This window comes from Xanthomonas pisi DSM 18956 (assembly GCF_001010415.1).
Taxonomy (GTDB): Bacteria; Pseudomonadota; Gammaproteobacteria; order Xanthomonadales; family Xanthomonadaceae; genus Xanthomonas; species Xanthomonas pisi.
On record NZ_JPLE01000043.1, the window covers coordinates 55,457 to 78,776 of the forward strand.

At 65.6% G+C, this 23,320-nt stretch carries 24 protein-coding genes; 17 read left to right on the plus strand and 7 right to left on the minus strand.

The annotated features are described in order from the left end of the window. The first annotated feature begins 12 nt into the window (after positions 1–12). The 3 genes from Y887_RS11165 to Y887_RS11175 are packed head-to-tail and all read left to right on the plus strand — an operon-like array spanning position 13 to position 3,088. Positions 13–720, plus strand: a complete 708-nt coding sequence (locus Y887_RS11165) for a helix-turn-helix transcriptional regulator (protein ID WP_046964399.1) — start codon at positions 13–15, stop codon at positions 718–720. After that, positions 717–2,627: an ATP-binding protein gene (locus Y887_RS11170; RefSeq protein WP_046964400.1), complete on the plus strand. Its 1,911-nt coding sequence runs from the start codon at positions 717–719 to the stop codon at positions 2,625–2,627. The genes Y887_RS11165 and Y887_RS11170 overlap by 4 nt, the downstream gene beginning before the upstream one ends. Then, positions 2,624–3,088 (plus strand): response regulator, encoded by a 465-nt coding sequence (locus Y887_RS11175; protein ID WP_046964401.1) that lies wholly within the window; start codon positions 2,624–2,626, stop codon positions 3,086–3,088. Before Y887_RS11170 ends, Y887_RS11175 begins: the two co-directional genes overlap by 4 nt. 141 nt (positions 3,089–3,229) lie before the next feature. Here Y887_RS11175 and Y887_RS11180 read toward each other — a convergent pair whose 3' ends face one another. Both Y887_RS11180 and Y887_RS11185 read right to left on the minus strand, forming a co-directional pair. Next, complete coding sequence (locus Y887_RS11180) at positions 3,230–3,460, minus strand: putative signal transducing protein (RefSeq protein WP_046964402.1); 231 nt, start codon at positions 3,458–3,460, stop codon at positions 3,230–3,232. After that, positions 3,460–4,101, minus strand: coding sequence for a glutathione S-transferase family protein (locus Y887_RS11185; protein WP_046964403.1), 642 nt, complete (start codon positions 4,099–4,101; stop codon positions 3,460–3,462). The genes Y887_RS11180 and Y887_RS11185 overlap by 1 nt, the downstream gene beginning before the upstream one ends. Positions 4,102–4,406: 305 nt before the next feature. Between Y887_RS11185 and Y887_RS11190 the strand changes: the two genes are divergently transcribed. The 6 genes from Y887_RS11190 (at position 4,407) to rlmM (ending at position 9,967) form a co-directional block, all read left to right on the plus strand. Beyond that, a complete protein-coding gene (locus tag Y887_RS11190; protein WP_046964404.1) occupies positions 4,407–6,146 on the plus strand; it encodes a glutamine--tRNA ligase/YqeY domain fusion protein in 1,740 nt (579 codons plus the stop codon). Between the two features lie 359 nt (positions 6,147–6,505). Then, entirely contained in the window at positions 6,506–7,435 is a 930-nt protein-coding gene (locus tag Y887_RS11195) for a DMT family transporter (protein ID WP_046964405.1), read from the plus strand. Positions 7,436–7,475: 40 nt separating this feature from the next. Continuing rightward, the gene (locus Y887_RS20665) at positions 7,476–7,748 is read left to right on the plus strand and encodes a hypothetical protein (protein ID WP_162199165.1); all 273 of its coding nucleotides are present in this window, start codon (positions 7,476–7,478) and stop codon (positions 7,746–7,748) included. A 177-nt stretch (positions 7,749–7,925) separates the two neighbouring features. Then, a complete protein-coding gene (locus tag Y887_RS11205; protein ID WP_046964407.1) occupies positions 7,926–8,342 on the plus strand; it encodes a hypothetical protein in 417 nt (138 codons plus the stop codon). Then, the gene (locus tag Y887_RS11210; protein WP_046964408.1) at positions 8,342–8,902 is read left to right on the plus strand and encodes a nucleoside deaminase; all 561 of its coding nucleotides are present in this window, start codon (positions 8,342–8,344) and stop codon (positions 8,900–8,902) included. Before Y887_RS11205 ends, Y887_RS11210 begins: the two co-directional genes overlap by 1 nt. A 21-nt stretch (positions 8,903–8,923) precedes the next feature. Next, positions 8,924–9,967: a 23S rRNA (cytidine(2498)-2'-O)-methyltransferase RlmM gene (rlmM, locus tag Y887_RS11215; protein ID WP_046964409.1), complete on the plus strand. Its 1,044-nt coding sequence runs from the start codon at positions 8,924–8,926 to the stop codon at positions 9,965–9,967. A 272-nt stretch (positions 9,968–10,239) separates the two neighbouring features. On the opposite strand, the gene Y887_RS11220 is transcribed toward rlmM, so the two are convergent. Beyond that, on the minus strand, positions 10,240–11,349 hold the full coding sequence (locus Y887_RS11220; RefSeq protein ID WP_046964410.1) for a Gfo/Idh/MocA family protein: 1,110 nt from the start codon (positions 11,347–11,349) through the stop codon (positions 10,240–10,242). Positions 11,350–11,606: 257 nt separating this feature from the next. Between Y887_RS11220 and Y887_RS11225 the strand changes: the two genes are divergently transcribed. From Y887_RS11225 to Y887_RS11255, 7 genes are all read left to right on the plus strand, one after another. Continuing rightward, a complete protein-coding gene (locus Y887_RS11225; RefSeq protein ID WP_046964411.1) occupies positions 11,607–12,512 on the plus strand; it encodes an SMP-30/gluconolactonase/LRE family protein in 906 nt (301 codons plus the stop codon). An 83-nt stretch (positions 12,513–12,595) separates the two neighbouring features. After that, on the plus strand, positions 12,596–13,318 hold the full coding sequence (locus tag Y887_RS11230; RefSeq protein WP_046964412.1) for a hypothetical protein: 723 nt from the start codon (positions 12,596–12,598) through the stop codon (positions 13,316–13,318). Positions 13,319–13,497: 179 nt separating this feature from the next. Continuing rightward, the gene (locus Y887_RS11235; protein ID WP_046964413.1) at positions 13,498–13,893 is read left to right on the plus strand and encodes an EF-hand domain-containing protein; all 396 of its coding nucleotides are present in this window, start codon (positions 13,498–13,500) and stop codon (positions 13,891–13,893) included. A gap of 143 nt (positions 13,894–14,036) precedes the next feature. Then, positions 14,037–14,510, plus strand: coding sequence for a MarR family winged helix-turn-helix transcriptional regulator (locus tag Y887_RS11240; RefSeq protein ID WP_046964414.1), 474 nt, complete (start codon positions 14,037–14,039; stop codon positions 14,508–14,510). A gap of 32 nt (positions 14,511–14,542) precedes the next feature. After that, on the plus strand, positions 14,543–15,370 hold the full coding sequence (locus tag Y887_RS11245; protein ID WP_046964415.1) for a p-hydroxycinnamoyl CoA hydratase/lyase: 828 nt from the start codon (positions 14,543–14,545) through the stop codon (positions 15,368–15,370). An 83-nt stretch (positions 15,371–15,453) separates the two neighbouring features. Next, on the plus strand, positions 15,454–16,923 hold the full coding sequence (locus Y887_RS11250) for an aldehyde dehydrogenase (protein WP_046964416.1): 1,470 nt from the start codon (positions 15,454–15,456) through the stop codon (positions 16,921–16,923). Between the two features lie 204 nt (positions 16,924–17,127). Continuing rightward, positions 17,128–18,606, plus strand: coding sequence for an AMP-binding protein (locus Y887_RS11255; RefSeq protein ID WP_046964417.1), 1,479 nt, complete (start codon positions 17,128–17,130; stop codon positions 18,604–18,606). A gap of 257 nt (positions 18,607–18,863) precedes the next feature. On the opposite strand, the gene Y887_RS11260 is transcribed toward Y887_RS11255, so the two are convergent. The 3 genes from Y887_RS11260 to Y887_RS11270 form a co-directional block, all read right to left on the minus strand. Further along, positions 18,864–19,865 carry a LysR substrate-binding domain-containing protein gene (locus Y887_RS11260; protein WP_046964418.1) on the minus strand — a complete coding sequence of 334 codons (1,002 nt, stop codon included), beginning with the start codon at positions 19,863–19,865 and terminating at the stop codon, positions 18,864–18,866. A 63-nt stretch (positions 19,866–19,928) separates the two neighbouring features. Next, positions 19,929–20,288 (minus strand): protocatechuate 3,4-dioxygenase, encoded by a 360-nt coding sequence (locus tag Y887_RS11265; protein ID WP_046964419.1) that lies wholly within the window; start codon positions 20,286–20,288, stop codon positions 19,929–19,931. 10 nt (positions 20,289–20,298) lie between these two features. Next, positions 20,299–21,195, minus strand: coding sequence for a gallate dioxygenase (locus tag Y887_RS11270; RefSeq protein ID WP_046964450.1), 897 nt, complete (start codon positions 21,193–21,195; stop codon positions 20,299–20,301). Positions 21,196–21,426: 231 nt separating this feature from the next. Between Y887_RS11270 and Y887_RS11275 the strand changes: the two genes are divergently transcribed. Then, positions 21,427–22,101 (plus strand): GntR family transcriptional regulator, encoded by a 675-nt coding sequence (locus Y887_RS11275; protein ID WP_046964420.1) that lies wholly within the window; start codon positions 21,427–21,429, stop codon positions 22,099–22,101. Positions 22,102–22,267: 166 nt separating this feature from the next. Here the strand turns inward: Y887_RS11275 and Y887_RS11280 are convergent, their stop codons facing one another. Further along, on the minus strand, positions 22,268–23,302 hold the full coding sequence (locus Y887_RS11280; protein WP_046964451.1) for a SphA family protein: 1,035 nt from the start codon (positions 23,300–23,302) through the stop codon (positions 22,268–22,270). Between the last annotated feature and the right edge of the window lie 18 nt (positions 23,303–23,320).

A 23,320-nucleotide genomic window follows, 5' to 3' on the forward strand; every position in this document is an offset into this window, starting at 1 on the left:
TAGAGCGAATTCATGGAAACCCCTACCAATGCTGGCGATTGGCGTCTGAGCTTGCGGCGCGAGGCCTCCGATAGCGCGCGCTGGCAGGCGTTATGGGAGGCGGCGGTAGCCCTGCGTCAGGCGCACACGCCCGAGCACGCCTGCGATGCGGTGCTTGGCCGCGTGCTGCTGTTGCTGGGCCTGGAACACGGCGCCGTGCTGGCGCAGCGCGGGCCGCGCGCGCAGGTGCTGGCCAGCCGCGGGCGCGCACTGCCGCCCGGTGCCAGTGCAGCCGGCGACGGCCACGAAGCGGCCTGGCTGATGCCGCCGCGCCCCAGCGACATGCGCGAAGCCAAGGTGCCCATCCATGCACTGGGCACGACCCACGGCATGCTCTGCGTGGCCTGGCACGACAACCGCCCCGCGCCCGGCAACGACGACGTGCAGGCGCTGCAGGCCTTCGCGCTGTTGTTGCCGGCGATGGTGGCCGAACCGGCCAAGCCGATCGCCACGCGTCGGCGCAAACCGATGCAGGACGACCGCCTCAGCGCGCTGAGCAAGCGCGAAAAACAGGTGCTGTCGCTGCTGCCGCGCGGACTCACCAACGCCACCCTGGCAGCTGAACTGGGGATTTCTCCCGGCACGGTGAAAGTGCATGTGGAGCGAATCCTGCAGAAACTTGAGGTAAAAGATCGCACCCAGGCCGCGGTGTACGCGGTCCAAGCCGGACTCGCGCTATGAATGCATTGGCGGTGCGTTGGAACGATTGGCCGATCACCCGCAAGAGTCTGGCGGTGGTGACCCTGCCGCTGCTGTTGCTGGCCGTGGCGCTGATGGCGATCTACAGCGTGGAGCGGCAGAACATCGCCGCCGAAAACGACGTGCGCCAGACGCTGGAAGTGTTGAGCGACCTGTACGAAGCGCATGCGCTGCTGGCCGAAACCGCGGCCGGCGTGCGCGGCTACCGACTGGTGCGCCGCGACGAATTCCTCACCCCTTACCGCGATGCCGAACCGCGGCTGCAACGCGTGGCCGACCGGCTGTCGCAACGCATCACCGACCCGGTACAGGCGCAACGGTTTGCGCGCATCAAGCCGCTGTTTGCGGAAAAAATGCAGGGTTGGCGCCGCTTGCTGGCTCCGGATCTGAGCCGCGAGGAAGAGATCCGCCAGCTCTGGGACGGCAAGTACAAGCTCGACATCCTGCGTGCGGAACTGCGCGAATTGCGCAATTACGAAACCGCGCAATTGCAGGTGCGCACCGCCAAGGCGCAGGGGCTGCGGCAGCGCAACCTGATCATCACCTTGAGTGCGGCCATGCTCGGCGGCCTGGGCGCGGTGTTCGCGGTGGCGTGGTTCGCCTCGGCCTTGTCCGGGCGGCTGCGTACCCTGGCGGCCAACGCCGACCGACTGGGCGAAGGCCTGCCGCTGGCACCGCAACCGCGCGCCGGCGATGAATTGGGCCAGGTCGGCCAGCGCCTGGCGCAGGCCAGCGAACTGCTGGCCGCGCGCGCGGCCGAAGCGCAGCTGGCACGGCGCGAGGCGGAAACCGCCAACCGCGCAAAAACCGAATTCCTCTCGCGCAGCAGCCATGAACTGCGCACGCCGCTCAATGCGATCCTGGGCTATGCGCAGGTACTGGAAATGGACCTGCCCGAGCCCGGCCCCCGCCGCCATCTGCAGCACATCCTGGGCGCCGGCCGGCACTTGCTGGGGCTGATCACCGAGCTGCTGGACATCGCGCGGATCGAGGCCGATCAACTGGATCTGAGCCCGGAACCCATTGCGGTGCGCGCGGCCGTGCACGAGGCGCTGGGCTTGATCGCGCCGGATGCCGACAGGTACGGCATTGCGTTGCAACCGGCCGCCATCGAAGGGCCATGGACGGTCCGCGCCGACGCGCAGCGGTTGCGTCAGGTGCTGCTGAATCTGCTGTCGAACGCGGTCAAGTTCAATCGCCCCGGAGGCCAGGTGCAGGTCACCGCACAGGCAGATGACGAACAGGTGCGTATCACCGTGGCCGACCAGGGCACGGGGCTGACGCCGACGCAGATCGAGCGTCTGTTCACACCGTTCGAGCGACTGGGCGCCGAGCGGTCGGCAGTGGAGGGTACCGGCCTGGGCCTGGCGTTGAGCAAGCGCCTGATCGAGGCGATGGGTGGGCAGATCGGCGTGGACAGCAGCCGCGATGGCGCACGCTTCTGGATCTCGCTGCCGCAGGGCGAGCCGCAGCGCAGCGAGCCGGCGCGCACCCTGCTGCCCCCCAGCACCAGCGGCAGCGGGGTGTGCCGGCTGCTGAGCATCGAAGACAACCCGTCCAACCAGGCGCTGATCCGCACCCTCACCGAGCGTCGCCCGCAGTGGCATTTGCTGGAAGCCGCCAGCCTGGCGCAGGCGCGCGAGCTGCTGCTGCAGGGCGTTCCGGATCTGATCCTGCTGGACCTGCATCTGAGCGATGGCAACGGCGAAGAACTGCTGCGCGAGCTGCAGGCGCAGCCGGCCACGGCACAGGTGCCGGTGGTGGTGATCAGCGCCGATGCCACCACCGCCACCCTGGCGCGCGTCGGCAATCAAGGCGTGCGTGCGTATCTGACCAAACCGCTCGATGTAGCGGAATTCTTCACCGTGATCGACGGGCTGCTGGCATGACACGCGACGAAATCCTCGGCTCCCGCATTCTCATCGTCGACGACGAGCCGGCCAATGTACGGCTGCTCGAAGACCTGCTGCAGCGCGAAGGCTTCCAGCAGGTCATCGCCACGACCGATCCGCAGCGGGTCATGGGGCTGGTGTCTGCGTTCGCGCCCGACCTGATCCTGCTGGACCTGAAGATGCCCGAGCTGGACGGCTATGCGCTGCTGGAACAGCTGGCGCGGCTGTCCGACCCGGGGCATTTCTTGCCGGTGATCGTGCTCACCGCCGACCCCAGCCGCAGTGCGCGTCACCGCGCATTGGGCCTGGGCGCCAAGGACTTCTTGACCAAGCCACTGGACACCTTCGAGGTCGCGCTGCGGGTCTGGAACGTGGCCGAAACCACGGTGCTGTTCAAACGCCTGCGCGCACTGGCCGCGCCAGAGGCCGCGCCGCCAGGATGGCGTCAGCCGGAATGATGCCTGCCCATCGTGGGAGCGCAGCTGGGCGCGACCGGAGCTGTGCCGATAACACCAGCGCACAAGCGCACCCGGGCGCGACATGGCGTTCATCGGCACAGCCTCGTCGCGCCCGGGTGCGCTCCTACGACGGGCGCTGCGCTACAGCGCGCGGGTGACCTCGCCGCACAGGCCGATTTCGGCCAGCACCGCTTGCGCCTGGCTCAGATGGATGTCGGCCACGCACACCTGCAGCACGCCGAAGGCCGGCAATTCGCCGGCGCCGCCCAGCAGCGATTCGCCGAACACGAAACAAGTGATGCCGGCATCTTCCAGCGCGTGCTTGGCCAGATGCGCATCGATGAGATGGCTGGCGCGATAGGCGACCTGCATCAGCCGCGCCCCGCGCGTTCGCGTTCTGCGCCGTTGCGCCATTCGCGCAGCGCCGGCAGCGCATCCAGGGCGGCCAGGTAATCGCCGGCAGCCTCGAACAGCGGTACGCCATAGCTGGCAAAGCGCAGCGCAACCGGGGCGTACATCGCATCGACGATACCGAAGTCGCCGCACAGGAACTGCCCGGCATGGCCGTGCTCGGCGCGCAGGCTGGCCCACAGGGCCTGGATGCGCGTGATGTCGCGTTCGGCCGCCGCATCCCACTGCGCCGGACCAGGCGGACGCGCCAGATCCATCGGCAGCTGCGAGCGCAGGTCGGCAAAACCCGAATGCATTTCGGCTGCGGCCGCACGCGCCTGGGCCCGCACCGCCAGATCGGCCGGCCAGCCGCGGCCGTCGAGCCAGCGCTCGTTGATGTATTCGCAAATCGCCAGCGAATCCCAGACATGCAGGGTGTCGTCCCACAACACCGGCACCTTGCGGGTGGGCGAATAACCGGCGATGCGCGCCTGGAACTCGGGCGTATCCAGCGGCAGGCGAACTTCGTCGAACGGCACCTGGAAATGCCGCAGCAGCAGCCACGGCCGCAACGACCACGAAGACAGGGTTTTGTCGCCGATCACCAGGCGGGGCAAAGGCATGCGCTGCTCGCTGCAGAGGGTCGGCGCAGCGTACGCGTCGGGACCGGCCACCGCCAGCAGTGGCCGACCGGGCGCAGCCCGCCCCCCTTCAGGCAGCATCGCGAGGGCTTCACCACTGGCCACAGCCTGTGGCCTCGGGGATGCCCATTGCGCCAGCGAAGTGCGCTGGTGGCAGGAGATGCGGGACCTTGCCGGCACTTCAAGCCGCCGTAAACCGTCCAAGCCGAACGTGCAACATCCCCGCCGCCTACCCCTAACCGGTGCCACCGCCTAAACTTGCGGTTTACTTATTGCCGATGCCCCGCATGTCCGAGATTCCAGCCACCGACGCCACCGCCCCGGCGGAGAAGAAAGACTTCATCCGCCAGATCGTTCGCGAGGACCTGGCCAGCGGCAAGCACACGGTCATCCGCACCCGCTTCCCGCCCGAGCCCAATGGCTACCTGCACATCGGCCACGCCAAGGCGATCTGCCTGGACTTTGGCCTGGCGGCCGAGTTCGGCGGCCTGTGCAACCTGCGCCTGGACGATACCAACCCGGCCAAGGAAGACCCCGAATTTGCAGCCGCCATCCAGGATGACGTGCGCTGGCTGGGCTACGAGTGGGCGCAGCTGCGCCACGCGTCGGACTACTTCGAGGTGTATTACCTGGCTGCGCAGAAGCTGATCCGCGATGGCCATGCCTTCGTCTGCGATCTGAGCGCCGAGCAGGTGCGCGAATACCGCGGCACCTTGACCGAGCCCGGCCGCAATTCGCCGTTCCGCGAGCGCAGCATCGAGGAAAACCTGGACCTGTTCGGCCGCATGCGCGCCGGCGAATTCCCCGATGGCGCACGCACGCTGCGCGCCAAGATCGACATGGCCAGCGGCAACATCAATCTGCGCGACCCGGCGCTGTACCGCATCAAGCATGTGGAACACCAGAACACCGGCAATACCTGGCCGATCTATCCGATGTACGACTTTGCGCACTCGCTGGGCGATGCAGTGGAAGGCATCACCCACTCGCTGTGCACGCTGGAGTTCGAAGACCACCGCCCGCTGTACGACTGGTGCGTGGACAAAGTGGACCTGGCCGGGCATCCGGAGTTGCTGCAGCCGCTGCTGGACAAGGGCCTGCCGCGCGAGGCCGCCAAGCCGCGCCAGATCGAATTTTCGCGCCTGAACATCAACTACACGGTGATGAGCAAGCGCAAGCTCACCGCGCTGGTGGAAGAGCAACTGGTGGACGGCTGGGACGACCCGCGCATGTATACGTTGCAGGGCCTGCGCCGGCGCGGCTACACGCCGGCGGCGATGCGGTTGTTCGTGGACCGTGTGGGCATCAGCAAGCAGAACTCGCTGATCGACTTCTCGGTGCTGGAGGGCTGCCTGCGCGAAGATCTGGATGCCGCCGCAGCGCGCCGCATGGCGGTGATCGACCCGCTCAAGCTCGTGCTGAGCAACCTGCCCGACGGCCATACCGAGACACTGCAGTTTTCCAATCATCCCAAGGATGAGAGCTTCGGCACGCGTGAGGTGCCGTTCTCGCGCGAGCTGTGGATCGAGCGCGAGGATTTTGCCGAGGTCCCGCCCAAGGGCTGGAAGCGGTTGGTGCCGGGCGGCGAAATCCGTCTGCGTGGCGCAGGCATCGCGCGCGTGGATGAGGTGATCAAGGACGCCGCCGGGCAGATCGTCGAGCTGCGCGGCTGGCTGGATCCGGAATCGCGTCCGGGCATGGAAGGCGCCAACCGCAAGGTCAAGGGCACCATTCACTGGGTCAGTGCGGCGCATGCGGTGGAGGCGGAAATCCGCCTGTACGACCGGCTGTTCTCGGTGGAAAAGCCCGACGACGAGTCCGAAGGCAAGACCTACCGCGACTACCTCAATCCCGACTCCAAGCGCAGCGTGCGCGGCTATGTGGAGCCGAGCGCGGCGCAGGCTGCGCCCGAGCAGGCGTTCCAGTTCGAGCGTACCGGGTATTTCGTGGCCGACCGCCGCGACCACAGCGCGGCCACGCCGGTGTTCAACCGCAGCGTGACCTTGCGCGATACCTGGGCCAAGTAATCGCGGCAACCACGTCGGCGACGCTTGCGATACGGCGGGCGTCGCCGATTGTTTGACGGGCACATGGAATCGTTCGCCGGGCTTGTTTGAAGATCGACTTTCCTCTCTCCGGCCACTTAGCGTTGCGATGTGGTTCCCCGCACCGCCCACCCGTGCATGCGGCGGGCAATCATTCACCACGGCGCCGGCAATCGGACGATCGTGAGAGCAATGACAGATCACGCCGGGCACGCGGCTTGCGGGCGCACGCTGCGGGCTGCTTCATTGTGAGAGGGCCGTGGGCATGCGCGTGCGTGGCGAGCTTGATCAACGCAGCGCTGCACTGCACGCTGCAGTGCATTGCATAAAGGAGAAGCACGATGCGTGAGCGCCTGACGATGGGCGTGGCCTGCGGCATCGGTGCGGGCGCGTTGTGGGGGCTGGTGTTTCTGGCACCGCAGTTGTTGTCGGCGTTCACCCCGCTGCAATTGGCAGTGGCGCGCTACCTGTCGTATGGCGCGGTGGCCGCGCTGGTACTGGCCCCGCGCGCGCGACAGACTGCTGCCCGCCTGGGCCGCGCCGAATGGTGGGCGCTGGTCCGCCTGAGTCTGATGGGCAATCTGATCTATTACGTATTGCTCGGCAGCGCGGTGCAGTGGGCCGGTAGCGCGGCCACGGCGCTGATCGTCGGGCTGCTGCCGGTGGTCGTCACCATCATCGGCACGCGCGCCGCCGGCGCGGTGCAACTGCGGCGGCTCGCCGCGCCCTGCGTGCTCTGCGTCATCGGCGTGACCTTGGTCGCACTGGACACCGTACAGGACGACTCCGGGCAACAGGCAAACGACCGCCTCACCCGCATTGCCGGCTTGCTGTGCGCAGTCGGTGCACTGGTCTCGTGGTCGGCGTATTCGATCGCCAATGCACGCTGGCTGCGTCGCCGCCCCGACCTGTCCGGTGGTGACTGGTCGCTGCTCACCGGCGTGGTCACCGGTGCACTGGCTGCGTTGCTGGCGCCGGCGGCATTGATCGGCAGCCCAGCGCATGCAGCAATCGATTGGGCCAGTTTCTGGGGCGTTTCGCTGCTGCTGGGCATCCTGGCCTCGGTGATCGGCAACGCCTTGTGGAACCGCGCCAGCCGCGTGCTGCCGCTGACCCTGGTGGGCCAGATGATCGTATTCGAAACGATCTTTGCGTTGCTGTACGGCTTTGCCTGGGAAATGCGGCTGCCAACACCATTGGAGCTGGCCGCGATTGCCTGCCTGCTGGTTGGCGTGCTGTGGTGCGCAGCACTGCATGCGGAAGCGAAATGACGCCGACACCTGTCGCACCCATCGGCCTAGATTGCAGGCTGTGTCCGCCAACAACGCCGCCATGTGCCTCCCACAACCACGTTTACGCTCACCCGCAAACACGTTGCGCAGCGCGGTGTTTTCGCTGTCGATCGGCCTGACGGCCTGCTCGCCGCAGCCGCCGGTATCGAACGCGGCGACGCCGGCCGAGGTGTTCTGCACGCTTGTTCCGGGTCGGGCAGATGAGGACCTGCCCAGCGATCCCCGCGACGAAAGCATGCAGCAGCTGGACCTTGCCACACGCTGCAACCGGGCGCTGCGCAGACAGCATTGACTGCACGGACGCTGCAGGCGTATCACGATCGCTCGCCAGGCCCTGGCCGGCGTCAGCCGCCGCAACGCACGCAGGACCGGGATCTCCGGGTTTTCCATCGCTGATCCAGCGCTCGCCACATTCGGCGCATCCGCCGGCTTACCATGGCCGCTCACCTGTCCTGATCGGAGCGGCCGCATGTCCCGTCTTTTATCCCGGTGTCTGAGCACGATGGTGCTGCTGGCCTGCCTTGTGTCGATCGGCTGTGTGGCCGCACCACAGGCCGAGACGGCCACGCCGCCTCCGGCGACCGGCTCGGCAAGCGGCCCGGCAACGGGCAAACCGATCACCGTGACGACCACCTGCCGCACCGACGCCGATTGCACGGTAAAGAACGTCGGCAACTGCTGCGGCGCATTCCCGGCCTGCGTCAACGTCAACAGCGCCACCGACCCCAAGGGCGTGATGGCGCAGTGCCAGGCCAGCGGCATGATGAGCGTGTGCGGCTTCCGCGAGATCAGCGCCTGCCAGTGCGTGGCCGGGCAATGTGCCGCAAAGGACGCCCAGGCCGATACACTGCGCCCCGCTCCCCCTTCTACAGAAATGGTCCACTGATGCTTTACGCGCAAGTCCACCTCACGCTGCCCGACTGGATCCACGCGCATGTCGACGACAGCCGCGCCTATCCCAGCGACGAGGACAAGGTGGCGCTGGCAATCGAACTGTCGCGAATGAATGTGCGCGAGCGCAGCGGCGGCCCGTTCGGCGCCGTCGTGTTCGGCCCGGACCACCGCATCATCGCTGCGGCGGTGAATCGCGTGGTGCCGCAGACCACCTCGCTGGCGCACGCCGAAAACATGGCCTATATGCTCGCGCAGCAGCGCTTGCAGACGCCACGCCTGAACGATGTGCTGTCGCCGGTGACGCTGGCCACTTCCGCGCAGCCGTGTTGCCAGTGCTATGGCGCCACGGTGTGGGCCGGTATCGACCGTCTGTTGATCGGCGCGCGCGCCGAAGACGTGATGGCGCTGACCGAATTCGACGAAGGTCCGCTGCCTGCCGACTGGGTGGGCGAACTGACCCGCCGCGGCATCGAGGTGGTCCGCGACGTACAACGCGAACACGCCTGTGCGGTACTGCGTAGTTATGGCGAGGGCGGCGGTGACCATTATTGACCGCTCGCCGCGAGCGCCGCGATGAGCGGGTTGCTCTGCTATTGCCGCCAGGGCTTTGAACCTGAGCTGGCCGCCGAACTGAGCGCGCGTGCCGCATTCGTCGGCATCGCCGGCTATGCGCGCACCCAGCGCAACGATGGCTATGTGCTGTTCGTCTGCGATGAGCCCGCGCAGCTGGCCGCAAAGCTGCACTGGCGCGAACTGATCTTTGCGCGGCAGAAGCTGGTGGTGCTTGCCGAGCTCAAGGGCATCGATCCCAAGGACCGTATCACCCCGATCCTGGCCGCGCTGGCAGGGCAAACGCGCTTTGGCGATCTGTGGGTGGAGCACCCGGATTCGGACGCCGGCAAACCGCTCGCTGGCCTGGCGCGCAGCTTCGGCAACGCGCTGCGGCCGGCACTGCGCAAGGCCGGCCTGCTTACCGACAAGCCGCAGCCGCGTCTGCCGCGCCTGCACGTGTGTTTTCTCGATGGCGACCACGCCTTGCTGGCGGTGGCCGATGCCGACGACAGCGCGCCGTGGCCGCTGGGCATTCCACGGCTGAAATTGCTGCCCGAAGCGCCCTCGCGCTCGGCGCTCAAACTCGACGAAGCACTGCTCACCCTGCTCACGCCCGAGGAGCGCGAGCGCCTGGTGAAACCCGGCATGCGCGCGGCCGATCTGGGCGCCGCTCCCGGCGGCTGGACCTGGGTACTGACACGCCAGCATGTGCATGTCACCAGTGTCGACAACGGCCCGCTACGGGAGCATGTGCTGCAAACCGGGCTGGTGGAACATCTGCGCGCCGACGGCTTTCACTGGAAGCCGGCGCAGCCGCTCGACTGGATGGTCTGCGACATGGTCGAGCAACCGCGCCGCGTGGCCGAACGCATGGCCACCTGGGTGCGCGAAGGCTGGTGCCGCCACACCATCTTCAACCTCAAGCTGCCGATGAAAAAGCGCTGGGACGAAACGCGTCTGTGCCTGGACCTGTTCGAACAGCAGGCCGAGAAATCGCTGACCGTGCGTGCCAAGCAGCTGTATCACGATCGCGAAGAGATCACCGTGCTGGCGATGCGGGACTGAGGGCGGGGATTCGGGAGTCGGGAGTCGGGAGTCGTAAAAGCGGGCGGTTGGTGGCGTTATTGCTGTGGGTGCTGGCGGGTATCGCGTGAGTTGGTGTGGTGTTTCACCTGCGCCAGTCGCGCTGATGGCAGTCCGGCGTGATTGCTGGGCAGCCGCTTTCGGTGCTGGACTGCATGGCCCATGGGCACTTCATCGTGGCAGGCTGGTGCGTGACAGCCTGCTCGCCTGGCTTCGGCCGGCCTGCTTTCGTCGATCGACGGAGCCAGGCGCGACTACAGCACGATGCGCTTGCTGCCTTCGCGCGCGGAGCGGTAGATCGCATCGACGATGCGGATGTCCCGCAGGCCTTCTTCGCCCGGCGCACGCAACGGTGTGCCATTGATGATCGCCAATGCGTCTTCGTCCATCTGCAAGGCCTGCTGATGCGGCACCTTGGCGTCGAACACGCGGCCGTCGCTGGCCTTGCCGGTCACGCCCTGGTAGCTCTGAAACGGCGACAGCTCGTACCAGCCACGCTCGCATTCGGCACGCAGCACATTCATGTTGGCGCCGAAGCTGGTCTTGCATGCCGCACGCACGGAATTGGGAAATTCCAGCGTGAAATCCATATGTTCATCGACTTCATCGAACAACTCGGGACGATCGGTCCAGCGCCTGGCGGTGACTGCCAGCGGCTCGGCGCCAACGGTGTAACGCGCGGCATTGAGCGGGTACACACCCATGTCGTACATCGCACCGCCACCGAATTGCGAACGCAGCCGCCACGGGCGATCGGCCTTGGTCGTATCGCGATAACCGTTGTAGCCGGCCTCGGCACGCACCCGCTGCATCGCGCCGAACGGCTTCTCGCTGGCCATTGCAATCAGGCGCCGCGTGTTGGGTTCGTGCTGCATGCGGTAGCCGATCGTCAGCGCCACCTTGTTGCGCTTGCAGGCCGCGATCATCGCCTCGCATTCGCCTGCGTGCATCGCCATCGGTTTTTCGCACCACACATGCTTGCCGGCCGCCGCCGCACGCAGTGCCAGCGGTGCGTGCATGTGGGTCGGTGTGACGATGTAGACCACATCGATGTCGTCGTTGTCGGCAATGCGGTCGAAGTTGTCGTAGTTGTAGACGTTGCGATCGGCAATGCCGTACTTGGATTGCCACTGCGCAATCTTCGACGGCGTACCGGTCACGATACCGGCCAGTTTGCAGTGTTTGGTCAACGCCAGGCCTGGTGCGAGTTGCTCGCCGGCATAACTCCCCAGCCCGGCCAGGGCCACATTGAGCGGCTTTCCGGGCTTCTTTTTCGGCAGCGCCCATGCAGGTGCGCCAAGCAGGATGCCCGCACTGCCGAAGGCAGCAAGCAAGCGGCGACGCGTCAAGGATTCCACAGACATGCAAACCTCCTTCGTAGAGAGAATAGCGACCGGCGTTGGTCAGCGGCATCAGGCAGACAGCGTCAGCGCAACGGACGTTGCGATGCGCGCACGCCATCGGCATGCATCGGCCACCGCTGCCTTGGCCACACGCCGGCATTGCTCAGTTGCCCTAGTCCAGTACTGCCCGCGCACCTTACTTGATCGCACGTGATCATCGCCATGGTCGTGCTGCACGTTCTGGCACACTGCAAACGATCACATCTGGAGCATTGCGCATGACCATTGCCGCCCGCCGCCGGTTACTGCCACTGGCGCTTTTACTGTCCAGTTCGCTCGCCATCGCCGACGACACCCCGTTTGTTGCACGCGACCTGATTGGCGATGGCGCATTCACGCATAACGCCGAAGGCCCGGCAGCAGGCCCGGACGGCGCGCTGTATGCGGTGAATCTGGACAAGGACGGCACCATCGCGCGCATCGCGCTGCACGCAGACGGCAGCGCAACGGCCGAGGTGTTTCTCACCTTGCCTGCCGGCAGTACCGGCAACGGCATCCGCTTTCGTGATGGCGCGATGTACGTCGCCGATTACACCGGCCACAAGATCCTGCAATTGAACCTGCAGACGCGCGTGGTGAGCACCTTCACCTCGCTGCCCGATTCCGATGGACCCAACGACCTGGCGCTGGCGCCCGATGGCAGTTTCTATGCCAGCGACCCGAACTGGAAGGACAATAGCGGGCGCTTGTGGCACATCCGTCGCGATGGCACGGTGCAGCTGATGGAATCGGGCATGACCACGCCGAACGGCCTGGACGTCAGCCCGGACGGCAAGCGCCTGTACGTCAACGAAAGCGTCTCGCGCAAGGTGTGGGTGTATGACCGGCAAGACGATGGCAGCCTGCGCAACAAACGCCTGCTGATCACCTTCCCCGATTTCGGCATGGACGGCATGCGCTGCGATGCCGACGGCAATCTGTATATCGCCCGCTACGATGCCGGGCAGATCGCGGTGGTATCGCCAGCGGGCAAGTTGCTGCGCACCATCGCGCTCAAGGGCCGCAAGGCCAGCAACGTCGCCTTTGGTGGCAGCGATGGCAAACAGGTGTTCGTCACCTTGCAGGATCGTGGCGCAGTTGAAACGTTCAGATCCGATCGCCCAGGGCGCGAAACCGGACGCTGAAATTGCTGTGCGCGTCGCATCGGTTCTCAGGTCGCGCAACAGCATCCTGGCATCCTGCAGGTCACCCGCGGAGGACTCCCCCCATGCAACCGATCGAACTCAAGGATGCGGCCGCCTTCGGCAGCGAATTCCTGCGACTGACCCTGTTGCAGGGGTTCCAGTCACTGACCAAACGCGACCTGGAACTGCTGATCTTCGTGCTGCTGGAGCGCGATGGAGCGATTTCGCGCAATAGCTCCAACGCACTTGTCGCCCTGCAGCTGCGCGTCACCTCGGCCAAGGTCAAGGCCTTGCGTCGCGACGGCTATGCCCGTTGGCGCGCCCTGGTGCCCGAAGAAGGCGACGCGGCGATGCAGCGCATCGTGGCCAACGTGCTCACCGAAGACAATCTGCGCTCCGGTGCCAAGCATGTCAGCGAGCGCAGCCGCAAGGAGGGGTTTCTGGCGGTGCGGATCGAACACCCCGACGACGCACAGCAGTTCGAGCAGGCGATCCTCGATGTCGGCGCATTGCCGGTGTACGAACGCAATCGCGAGGTGGTGGCGGTGCGCTTCGACACGCTGCTGAAGATCGCCGAACGCTGGGGCTATCTGCAGCAGGACCCGCAGGCGGCGATCCGCGAACTGCAAAAGCTCACGCCCACTGCAGAAGAAGTGGCGGACCTGTTGAAAAAGGACATCGCGCAGCTGCGTTGGGAGGACGTGCGTCGCGCACTCAACAGCCTGGGCGCCAAGGCCGTGGCCAGCACCGCCGAAGGCGGCTTGAAGGGCCTGCTCAAGATCGTGTTCCCCTTCATCCCCGGCTGAGTGGCCTGCAGGGCGCCGGCCACGCGCCGTCGCCCTGCCAGATCCGGCGTTGAAGCCAATGCCGCTGCTGCCAGCTCTTGCGATGGAGCTGGCGCTGCGCCGTCTCCACCGAACGCGCACCACCGCAAGCGCCCCCACACCCTCTATCCTTACCGGCTGTTCCACATCAGGGGGATCTGATGACCAACCGCCGTCTCGCCACATGTACCGCACTGCTGCTCGTTTGCGGCGTCGCATCCGCCCAACAGGCACCCACGCCGGCCAGCAGCATGCCGCTGGTCGATGTGCCCACTGTCATCCGCACCCAGCCGCTGTCCAGCGGCGAGGTCACCCATCAGACCCGACTGGAACGCCCGCGCGACGAATCCAGCGTGATCGTGCGCTCGATCCAGCCCAGCAGCGTGGTCGGCAGCTACCGCATCGATTTCCAGGCCATGGACGTGGACGGCGACGGCCGCATCAGCCGCGCCGAAGCCCAGGCCAACCCCGCGTTGGCCGACGAATTCGATGCGCTCGACAGCCGCCACAGCGGCTACCTGACGCGCGAGCAGCTGGCCGGCTGGCTGACGCCGTGATCACACCGCATACCTGAGCGGCAGGCAGGCGCACCGGCATGACGCAGGTGCGCATGGCGCTTCAGCTTTCGACATCGCCACCTCTTGCAGCGCCCGCTTCGGTCGGCTAGATTGTATTTAACGGATACAATTTGGATGGATCGATGACCGCTCTCCTGGCACTGGCCAAAGACCTCGGCTACCAACTGCAACTGGCCACCTTGGCGTCCAGCCATGCCGCCCGACAGGAACTGGCCGAGGTGCACCTCACCCCGGCACGCGTCACCGCGCTGATCCACATCCGCGACCAGCCGGGCTGCGACCAGACCGAACTCGGCAACCGCCTGCTGGTCAACCGCGCCGCCGGCATGAAGATCGCCAATGCGCTGGCCGAGCAAGGCCTGATCGAACGCCTGGCCGGCCGCGACCGTCGCAGCAAGGGCCTGTACCTGACCGACCATGGCCTCCGCACGCTCGAGGTGGCGCAAGCCTGCCTGGCGCGCGCCGTCGCACGCACCTGCACCGGCCTGCAGGCCGGCGAACAGCAAACCCTGCTCCGCCTGCTGTGCAAATTGAACGCCAGCGCCACGCTGGAGCGGACAGCCGTGGCAGAGGCCGCGCTGGCCGAAGACCTCTGATCCCGCAGCCCCCGACTTGAAGGAGACGCCGCTTGAACGAGCATGACGTGGTATCGGTTCGCATCGAAAACCGCATTGCCTGGGTGAAGTTCGCACGCCCGGACAAGCGCAACGCGATGAGCCCGGCGCTCAACCGCCGCATGATGGACGTGCTGGACGAGCTGGAATTCGACGACGACGTCGGCGTGCTGGTGCTCGGCGGCGAGGGCACCGCCTGGTCGGCCGGCATGGACCTGAAGGAATACTTCCGCGAAACCGAAGCCCAGGGCCTGCGCGGCGTGCGGCGTTCGCAACGCGAATCCTATGGCTGGTTCCGTCGCCTGCGCTGGTATCAGAAGCCCACCATCGCGATGGTCAACGGATGGTGCTTCGGTGGCGGCTTCGGCCCGCTGTTCGCCTGCGACCTGGCCATTGCCGCCGATGAAGCGCAGTTCGGTCTGTCGGAGATCAACTGGGGCATCCTGCCGGGCGGCGGCGTGACCAAGGTGGCGGTCGAACTGCTGTCCATGCGCGATGCGATGTGGATGACGCTCACCGGCGAAATGATCGACGGCAAGAAGGCGGCCGAATGGCGCCTGGTCAACGAGAGCGTGCCGCTGGAACGGTTGGAAGCACGCACGCGCGAAGTGGCCGAGCTGTTGCTGCGCAAGAACCCGGTGGCATTGAAATACGCCAAGGACGCAGTGCGCCGCGTGGGCACCATGACCTACGACGAAGCCGAAGATTATCTGGTGCGCATGCAGGAAGCGGCCAACTCGTTCGATAACAACGCCCGCAAGGAAGGCATCCGTCAGTTCATCGACGAGAAGAGCTACAAGCCCGGCCTGGGCGAATACGACCTCAAGAAAAACAGCGCCTAAGCACGTCCTACGGCGCCCGAAGCGATGCGTGCGACCCACGCATCGCTGGCGCTGCCAGTGGTTTTCTGCACCGAGGAGGGAGTATGGAAGCCTTATCCGCAACGCTGCGCGGGATCGCCGCGCGTGGGCCGCTGGGTCTGTTCATCGACGGCCAGTGGCGCGCAAGCAACGGCGATCGCCATGTCGATGTGATCGCCCCGCATACCGAAGAACACCTGCTGCGCTACACCGAACCATCGCATGCAGATACCGAGGCCGCCGTGGCCGCGGCGCGTGCCGCCTTCGACACCGGCCCCTGGCCGCAACTGTCGCCGCCCGAGCGCGGGGTGATCCTCAAGCGCGTCGCCGACCAGCTGCGCGCTCGCATGCCGGAGCTGGCCGAAGCCTGGACCGGCCAGGTCGGCGCCACCATCGGTTTCAGCCGGCGCGCCTCGCAACAGGCGCCCGGCCTGTTCGACTACTACGGCGATCTGATCGCCACCCATCCGTTCGTCGAGCCGCGCGCCCGCGCCAATGGCGGACGCGTGCATGTGGTGCAGGAACCGGTTGGCGTGGTTGCGGCGATCACGCCCTGGAACGCGCCACTGGTCCTGCTCTGTTACAAGGTCGCCGCCGCACTGGCCGCCGGCTGCACGGTGGTGGCCAAACCCTCGCCGGAGACCCCGATCGACGCGTACATCCTGGCCGAATGCATCAGCGCCGCGGGCGTGCCCGACGGCGTGTTCAACCTGTTGCCGGCAGGCCGCGAGGTCGGCGAACAACTGATCCGGCACCCGCTTGTCGACAAGGTCAGCTTCACCGGCTCCACCCAGGCCGGGCGCCTGATCGGCGTGGCCTGTGCCGAACGCCTGGCGCGGGTCGGCCTGGAGCTGGGCGGCAAATCGGCCGCCATCGTGCTCGACGATGCCGACCTGTCCAACGTGCTGCCCAGCCTGGTGCCCTACTCCATGCCGATCACCGGTCAGGTGTGCTTTTCGCTGACCCGTGTACTGGTGCCGGCGCAACGGCGCGACGAAATCCTGCAGGCGTATTGCGCGGCACTGGGCGCTCTCAAGCTCGGCGACCCGTTCGCCGCCGACACCGGCATGGGGCCGTTGGCGCTCGGCCGGCAGCTGGAACGCGTGCAGTCCTACATCGCCCAGGGCAGTGCCGAAGGCGCGCAGCTGGTGATGGGCGGCAACCGCCCGGCGCATTTGCCGCGTGGATTCTTCATCGAGCCGACGGTATTCGCCAACGTCACACCGGACATGACCATCGCACGCGAAGAAATCTTCGGCCCGGTGGTGAGCTTCATCGACTATCACGACGAGGCCGATCTGATCGCCAAGGCCAATGCCAGCGACTATGGCTTGCACGGCACCGTCTATGGCGAGGACGTCGATCGCGCGTATCGCATTGCGCGGCGCGTGCGCAGCGGCAGCCATTCGATCAATGGCATGTGGGTGGATATCGAAATGCCGTTCGGCGGTTTCAAGCACTCCGGCATGGGCCGCGAAGGCGGCATCGAAGGCCTGCATGCGTTCCTCGAAACCAAGACCGTCTATCTCAGTTGAGCCTTACCTCACCGGCTGCGCGGCGAGCCTGCCTGCGTCGCCGCAATGCAGCTGGCCGCGCATCCCCCATGTCGTCTCCACTGGTGCGCGGGCAACGTGTCGGTGAACGCGTACCGCGCCGCTGCGCACGCGCATCAACCTTCCTGCCATCTCTGTCGCACTCACGTTCGTCCCTCCCCTACGCCGCACTCGGAAGACAACGCCATGACCATGCCGACCGACTCGATTTCCTTCCATGCCCGCCTCACACCGCAACGGCTCGCCGCGCGCGACCTGTTGCTGGAGCAGGAATGGACATATGCCGAACTGGACACCCTGATCGGCCAGCTCGCCACCTTGCTGCAGACGCGCGGCTGCATCGACGGCGAACGGCTCGCCGTGCTGGCCCGCAATTCGGTGTGGCAGGTCGCGCTGCATTTTGCCTGCGCACGAGTCGGCGCGATCTATGTACCGCTCAACTGGCGGCTGAGCGCCACCGAGCTGGACACCTTGCTGCAACGCGCGCAGCCGCATCTGTTGCTGGGCGATGACGTCGCTGCCGGACGCGCGCATGTGGAAGCCTTGTCCAGCTTCATCGACACCGCCAAGGCACTGGCACCGGCCGCAACGCCGCACATCCCGCCAGAGCGCGTGAGCCTGATCCTGTTTACCTCGGGCACGTCCGGCCAGCCCAAGGGCGTGATGTTGAACGAGCAGAATCTGCAGCAGGTGGCGCACAACTTCGGCGTCACCACACGGGTGGATGCCAACAGCAGTTTTCTGTGCGAGGCGCCGATGTTCCACATCATCGGTCTGGCGACCAATGTGCGGCCCGCGCTGGCGGTGGGCGGGTCGATCCAGGTGTCGAGCGGCTTCGAGCCGAAGCGGACACTGAGATGGCTCGGCAACCCGGCACTGGGCATTACCCACTATGTCGGCGTGCCGCAGATGATGCAGGCGTTCCGCGGCCAGCCTGGTTTCGATCCGGCAACGCTGCGTCACCTCACCGCGCTGGTCAGCGGTGGCGCGCCACACGCCGCAGACGATCTGCTGGGCTGGCTGGACGATGGCATCCCGATGGTTTGCGGCTTCGGCATGAGCGAAGCCGGCACGGTGTTCGGCATGTCGGTTGACCGCGAGGTGATCCGCAGCAAACTCGGTGCAGCAGGCATTGCCTCGCCGACAGTACAGACAAGGGTCGTGGACGGCGATGGCAACGACTGCGCACCCGGCGTACCCGGTGAATTGTTGCTGCGCGGCCCCAACCTCAGCCCGGGCTATTGGCGCGATCCAGAGGCCACTGCTCAGATGCGCGATGCGCAAGGCTGGTTTCGCACCGGCGATATCGTCAGGCGCGATGACGAGGGCTTCTTCTGGGTGGTGGACCGCAAGAAAGACATGTTCATTTCCGGCGGCGAAAACGTGTATCCGGCCGAGATCGAAGCCGTGCTGGCCGATCACCCCGACATCCGCGAATGCGCCGTGGTCGGCATGGCCGACCCGCAATGGGGCGAGGTGGGTTATCTGGCGATCGTGCCCGCTGCCGAGGCGGCGGATCTGGAGCAGATCCGTCACTATCTCATCGAGCGCCTGGCCAAGTACAAGGTGCCCAAACACCTGCGCCTGGTGGAGGCGTTGCCACGCACGGCGACCGGCAAGCTGCAGAAGGCGCGGCTGAAGGATGCCCTGGCCAAGCAAGCCTGATGGCGCTGGCAACCGACAGAAGCGAGCGTGCGCATCAGCGCGCACGCTCGGACTGGAGCGATGTCGGTCACCGCTGTGCAAGCCGCTTGATCAGCCCGGCGAAGGATCACCCTGGCGCGGCGTGCGTTTCAACCAGACGCTTGCGACAGACGAATCCGTTCACGATCGCAGTCGAAGAGCCCAACGGCCCAAGCAAGCGATGGACCGCACGCGTCACGCTCGGCGATGCACCTCGCGCGTATCGCGACGATCGTCCGTTATGCAGACGCATCCAGCAGCATGTCGTCCTCGCCGATGTGCTCGTCCACCCACACCGCGCCTTGCTGCGCCATCAGCGCCAGTTGGTGTTCCAGCTCACGCATCAACAACCGTACGCCGGGTTTGAGGATGGCACCGCTGTCGCGATAGATCACGCCGCCTGCGCGCGCCTGCGAGGGCTGCTGTAGCTGGAAGGCCCGCAGTTCGCCGCGCGCGATATCGCCGGCCACCATCATGCTCGGCATCACTGCAATACTGTCGGTACCGAGCAGGATCTCGCGGGTGAAACTGGCAGAGCTGGACCGCAGTTGATCGCGCGTGGCCAATCCGTGCTCGCGCATGACCTGCGCCACGTCGCGCTCCACGTGCTGACTCAGGGTTGGCAACACCTGTCGATAGGCAGCCGCTTCGGCAATCCGCACCGGGCCATTGGCAAACAACGGATGGTCGCTCCGCGCCACCAGCGCAATCGGATCCTGGTACAGCACCTTGCGGACCAACGCGTCGTAGCGCGCCAGCGGATACAGGCGGCCCACGACCAGGTCTACCTCGTTTCCGGCAAGCTTTGGCAGCAATTCATCGGTGCGTCCATGCAGCAGGCGCACCCGTAGCGTCGGCTCGGTGCGGTACAAGGCTGCCAGCACCGCCGGTAGCAGGCCGCTCGCGGCCACCGGCAAGGCGCCGACGGTGATGGTGAGCGCATCGTCCTGCAACAAGCCTTCGAAGGTGTCCTGCGCCCGGCGCAACTGGCCGAGCACGACGTGCGCGGTCTGGACCAGCACCTCGCCCATCGCATTGGGACGCACGCCACGCGAATGGCGCTCGAACAAGGGCGCGCCGACGATCTCTTCGATCTCCTGCAAGGCGCGCGTGAGTGCAGGCTGGGTCACATTCAATACGCGTGAGGCGCGGAGCAGGCTTTTTTGCCGGTCCAGCGCCTCGATGACACGTAGATGCCGGACCTTGATGCGGTGTTCGAAGAACACGGAGGACATGGTCATGGGGGTGGGCCTTACGTTGGAAAGTCGGGGGGCAGCACCCGGCCAGCGGCCGGGACGCGCAGATCAGCGTGCCTCGGGCACACGCCTGGTCTGCATGAAGTCTTCGAACGACTCGCCGCGCATGATCGCGTAAACCTGAAGATTGGTCATGCGCACCACGCGGGCGAACTTTTCGATCACAAAAAAATTGGCGCCGTACTGCACCAGTCCAAGCCAGTCGCGCGCACGCACCAGCGCTTTCTCGTGCTCGGTGAGTTCGGCTTCCTGCATCAACACTTCCGCATCCTGCAAAAAGCGATCGCGCCATGGGGCGCGGATCATATGCCAGAAGAAGCGATTGAGGCGTAGTGCGCGGTTGCTGGTGCGCAGATCGAACAGATAGGTGCCGTCGATCTTGTCCATGCCTTTTACTTGCGGATTCATCAGCAGGCCCTCATGCCGCGTTGGCGGTGTGCGCCAGCAGCTCTGCCGAGCGCGGCGCGTCGGCGCGTTCTTCGCCCGGCTCGTACAACACCACGGTCATCGCGGTGGTCGTCATCAGGTAGTAGTTCTGGTGCAGCTTGCGGATCGGCCCATCCAATGCCCCGCGCATGGCCAGCCACATGATCTGCTCTACACTCTCGGCACCGCCAAGACGCACGTAGTCGGTGTGGGTCAGATCGGTCAGCGTTTCCGGCGCGTGCTGGAAACGGTCCAGAAACTCCATGTCCCAATCGGTGTTGTTGAAGCCGGTGCGCTCGCCATGGATCTGGTGCGATAGCCCGCCGGTGCCGACCACCACCACCCTGAGATCTTCCGGATACGACTCGATCGCACGACGCACCGCCTGGCCCAGCCGGTAGCAGCGGCGTGCGGTCGGCAGCGGGTACTGCAGGACGTTGATCGCAATCGGCACCACCGTGCCCGGCCAGTCCGGCACATGCGGCCACAGCAACGGCAACGGCGCCGCGCAGCCATGATCGATCGGCTTGTCCTGGAATACGGTCAGGTCGAATTCGTCGTTGACCAGGCACTCGGCGATATGCGCCTGCAGCTGCACGTCGCCGCGGATCGCAGGCAGATTCCGCAGCCCTGCGCCTTCGTCGGCGACCGGAAAGCGCTCGCCCACGCCCAGCGCAAAGGTCGGATACAGATCAAAGAAGAAGGTCGTGCAGTGGTCGTTATAGAAAAACACCAGCACGTCGGCGCGTTGTTCGGCCAGCCACTCGGCCACCGGCGTGTAGCCGTCGAACAACGGCTTCCATACCGGATCCTGTTGCTTGCCCTTGTCGTAGGCCACCCCGATGGTGGGAACGTGCGAGGTTCCGATGCCGCCGATGATGCTAGCCATGCTTTGCTCCTGCGATGCAGCGCTGCCAGCCAAGGCAGCGCGCACATCATTGATTGAGTCAGGATCGACGATGCAATGGATCCCAACACGGGTGACCAACCACTCCGGATCGCCAAAACGGTATCCTTGGGATCCAAATTGCCATCAAGCGATCTCATCTGCAAGGTTTTTATACAGGTAATTGCGAGTTTCCCCTTCGAAGGAACGTGCGCTGCGGTACGGCGCGAGAGAATGGAGCCAATGGCGAACAACCACCGATTGCAAGCGGTCCAGCAACTACGCGAATTGATCCTGTGTGGCACCTTTGCCCCGGGCGAGCGCATCACCGAGGCGGCACTGGCAGAGCGTCTGGCCATTTCGCGCACGCCCATCCGCCAGGCGTTGCCGGCGTTATGCCAGGAGGGCCTTCTGGCGCAGGTCGGCAACCGTGGCTACGCGGTCCGGCGTTTCAGCCAGCAGGAAAGCCTGGATGCCCTGGCAGTGCGCGCGCTGATGGAGGGAATGGCGGCGCGCACGGTGGCCGAACAGGGCGCATCGGCGAGCTTGCTTTCCACCCTGCACGATTGCCTGTGCGAAGGCGACCGGCTGTTTGCCAAGCGCAGCCTCGATGCCGGCGATGAGCAGACCTACGGCGCGATCAATGCGCGCTTCCATCGCGCCATCGTGGTGGCGGCCAACAAACCGATCCTCACCGAAACGGTGGACCGCTGCACGCTGGTGCCGTTCGTCAGCCCGGTCAACGTGGTGTTCGGTCAGCGCTCGGCCACCCTGGCCTATGACGATCTGTATTACGGGCACCGCCAGCATGGCGCGATCGTCGCTGCCATCGAACAACGCGATGGCGCGCGTGCGGAACTGCTGTTCCGCGAACATGCCAATACACAGCGACACAGCATGGGACTGTGAGTCTTGCGAATGCACGGTGCCGTGCGCCGGGTAGAGCAATGGCGTCGATGTGCGTGCAATGACCGCCTTTTGTATCCGACGCACGTCCCCACGCACAGCAACACACGGTTTCATTCCATCCCGCACGCCGACCACCATGGCCGGCGTGCGTGGCAGATTGCATGCGCTATAGCGAGTGCACGAACATCAGATTGAAGCTGTTGCCGGCCACCGAGTTCTCCACCTTGAGCGGCATGTAGACGTTGAAATTGAACACGTTCTTCTGGTCCATGCGCCAGGACAGGCCCGGACCCAGATAGGCCTGCATGCGTTTGCTGTCCGGCACGCGCTGGCCATTGGTGCGATTGTCTTTCAGCTGTTGCAGGTAGTAACCGTTCAGACCAACGCGCCACTGCTCGTTGAGTTTGAGCGAGGTAGCCAGATTGATCCACACCACATCGCCGGCCTGGCCATTGCGAAAACGGAATCCTGGGATCGGCGGCACCCCGCCGGCGCGACTGGTGCGGAAGTTGTACAGGTAGTTGATGCGCGCACTGATTTCCCAGTCGTCGCTGGGTTGCACGGTGAAGGCCCAATGCGGCGCCACCGACCAGAACCCGGTGCTCTGGTTGATCGCGGTGTCGCGGTCGAACTTGCCCACCGGCGCAAACGCATCGATCGCGAAGCGCTGAAAGAAGAACACCCGCCCATCGCGCATCACCGGCGGCATCTGCAGTGCCGGCCCGAACGAAATGTCGCCCATGCCGAAGCCGTTGCTGCTCAATCGCACCGGGCTGTCAGCGGCGAATGCGGTGTCGTAATTGACCAACGGCACGATGGCATTGAAGCTCAGCGAGCCGCTTTTCCAGGTGTAGGGCGTCACGTAGATGAGCTGTGTGAGCAGCACGCTGACATCGACCTGCGGATCGCGAAAGGCGGGCGAGTCGTCGCCGCTCGCGTTCTTGATGGCATTGAAGTTGTAGTGACGCAGATATTCGATGACGGTCCAGCCGGGCGTCATCGAACCGAAGCCGTCCATGAAACTGGTGCCGCCAACATTGATGCCTTGCGGAGGCGCGGCTGTCTCCGGCACGGCTTGCGCCAGCGCCGCATTCGGCAATGCGACAGCGAACAACGCCCCCGCAACCAATGAACACGGCCGGCGTGACAGTGCGCGAGACAGGACAGAGCGACGACGGGCGGGGATGCGAACGCGTTCCACTGGGCGAATCTCCAATGC

Bases quoted from the DNA above. Each gene is read 5' to 3' on its own strand.
- Y887_RS11165 (WP_046964399.1), top strand. From the start codon at position 13: ATGGAAACCCCTACCAATGCTGGCGATTGGCGTCTGAGCTTGCGGCGC.
- Y887_RS11250 (WP_046964416.1), top strand. From the start codon at position 15,454: ATGGAAGCCTTATCCGCAACGCTGCGCGGGATCGCCGCGCGTGGGCCG.
- Y887_RS11275 (WP_046964420.1), top strand. From the start codon at position 21,427: ATGGAGCCAATGGCGAACAACCACCGATTGCAAGCGGTCCAGCAACTA.
- Y887_RS11225 (WP_046964411.1), top strand. From the start codon at position 11,607: ATGACCATTGCCGCCCGCCGCCGGTTACTGCCACTGGCGCTTTTACTG.
- Y887_RS11265 (WP_046964419.1), bottom strand. From the start codon at position 20,288: ATGAATCCGCAAGTAAAAGGCATGGACAAGATCGACGGCACCTATCTG.
- Y887_RS11255 (WP_046964417.1), top strand. From the start codon at position 17,128: ATGACCATGCCGACCGACTCGATTTCCTTCCATGCCCGCCTCACACCG.
- Y887_RS11205 (WP_046964407.1), top strand. From the start codon at position 7,926: ATGTCCCGTCTTTTATCCCGGTGTCTGAGCACGATGGTGCTGCTGGCC.
- Y887_RS11220 (WP_046964410.1), bottom strand. From the start codon at position 11,349: ATGTCTGTGGAATCCTTGACGCGTCGCCGCTTGCTTGCTGCCTTCGGC.
- rlmM (WP_046964409.1), top strand. From the start codon at position 8,924: ATGAGCGGGTTGCTCTGCTATTGCCGCCAGGGCTTTGAACCTGAGCTG.
- Y887_RS11230 (WP_046964412.1), top strand. From the start codon at position 12,596: ATGCAACCGATCGAACTCAAGGATGCGGCCGCCTTCGGCAGCGAATTC.
- Y887_RS11270 (WP_046964450.1), bottom strand. From the start codon at position 21,195: ATGGCTAGCATCATCGGCGGCATCGGAACCTCGCACGTTCCCACCATC.
- Y887_RS11210 (WP_046964408.1), top strand. From the start codon at position 8,342: ATGCTTTACGCGCAAGTCCACCTCACGCTGCCCGACTGGATCCACGCG.
- Y887_RS11180 (WP_046964402.1), bottom strand. From the start codon at position 3,460: ATGCAGGTCGCCTATCGCGCCAGCCATCTCATCGATGCGCATCTGGCC.
- Y887_RS11185 (WP_046964403.1), bottom strand. From the start codon at position 4,101: ATGCCTTTGCCCCGCCTGGTGATCGGCGACAAAACCCTGTCTTCGTGG.
- Y887_RS11175 (WP_046964401.1), top strand. From the start codon at position 2,624: ATGACACGCGACGAAATCCTCGGCTCCCGCATTCTCATCGTCGACGAC.
- Y887_RS11235 (WP_046964413.1), top strand. From the start codon at position 13,498: ATGACCAACCGCCGTCTCGCCACATGTACCGCACTGCTGCTCGTTTGC.
- Y887_RS11260 (WP_046964418.1), bottom strand. From the start codon at position 19,865: ATGACCATGTCCTCCGTGTTCTTCGAACACCGCATCAAGGTCCGGCAT.
- Y887_RS11190 (WP_046964404.1), top strand. From the start codon at position 4,407: ATGTCCGAGATTCCAGCCACCGACGCCACCGCCCCGGCGGAGAAGAAA.
- Y887_RS11195 (WP_046964405.1), top strand. From the start codon at position 6,506: ATGCGTGAGCGCCTGACGATGGGCGTGGCCTGCGGCATCGGTGCGGGC.
- Y887_RS11170 (WP_046964400.1), top strand. From the start codon at position 717: ATGAATGCATTGGCGGTGCGTTGGAACGATTGGCCGATCACCCGCAAG.
- Y887_RS11240 (WP_046964414.1), top strand. From the start codon at position 14,037: ATGACCGCTCTCCTGGCACTGGCCAAAGACCTCGGCTACCAACTGCAA.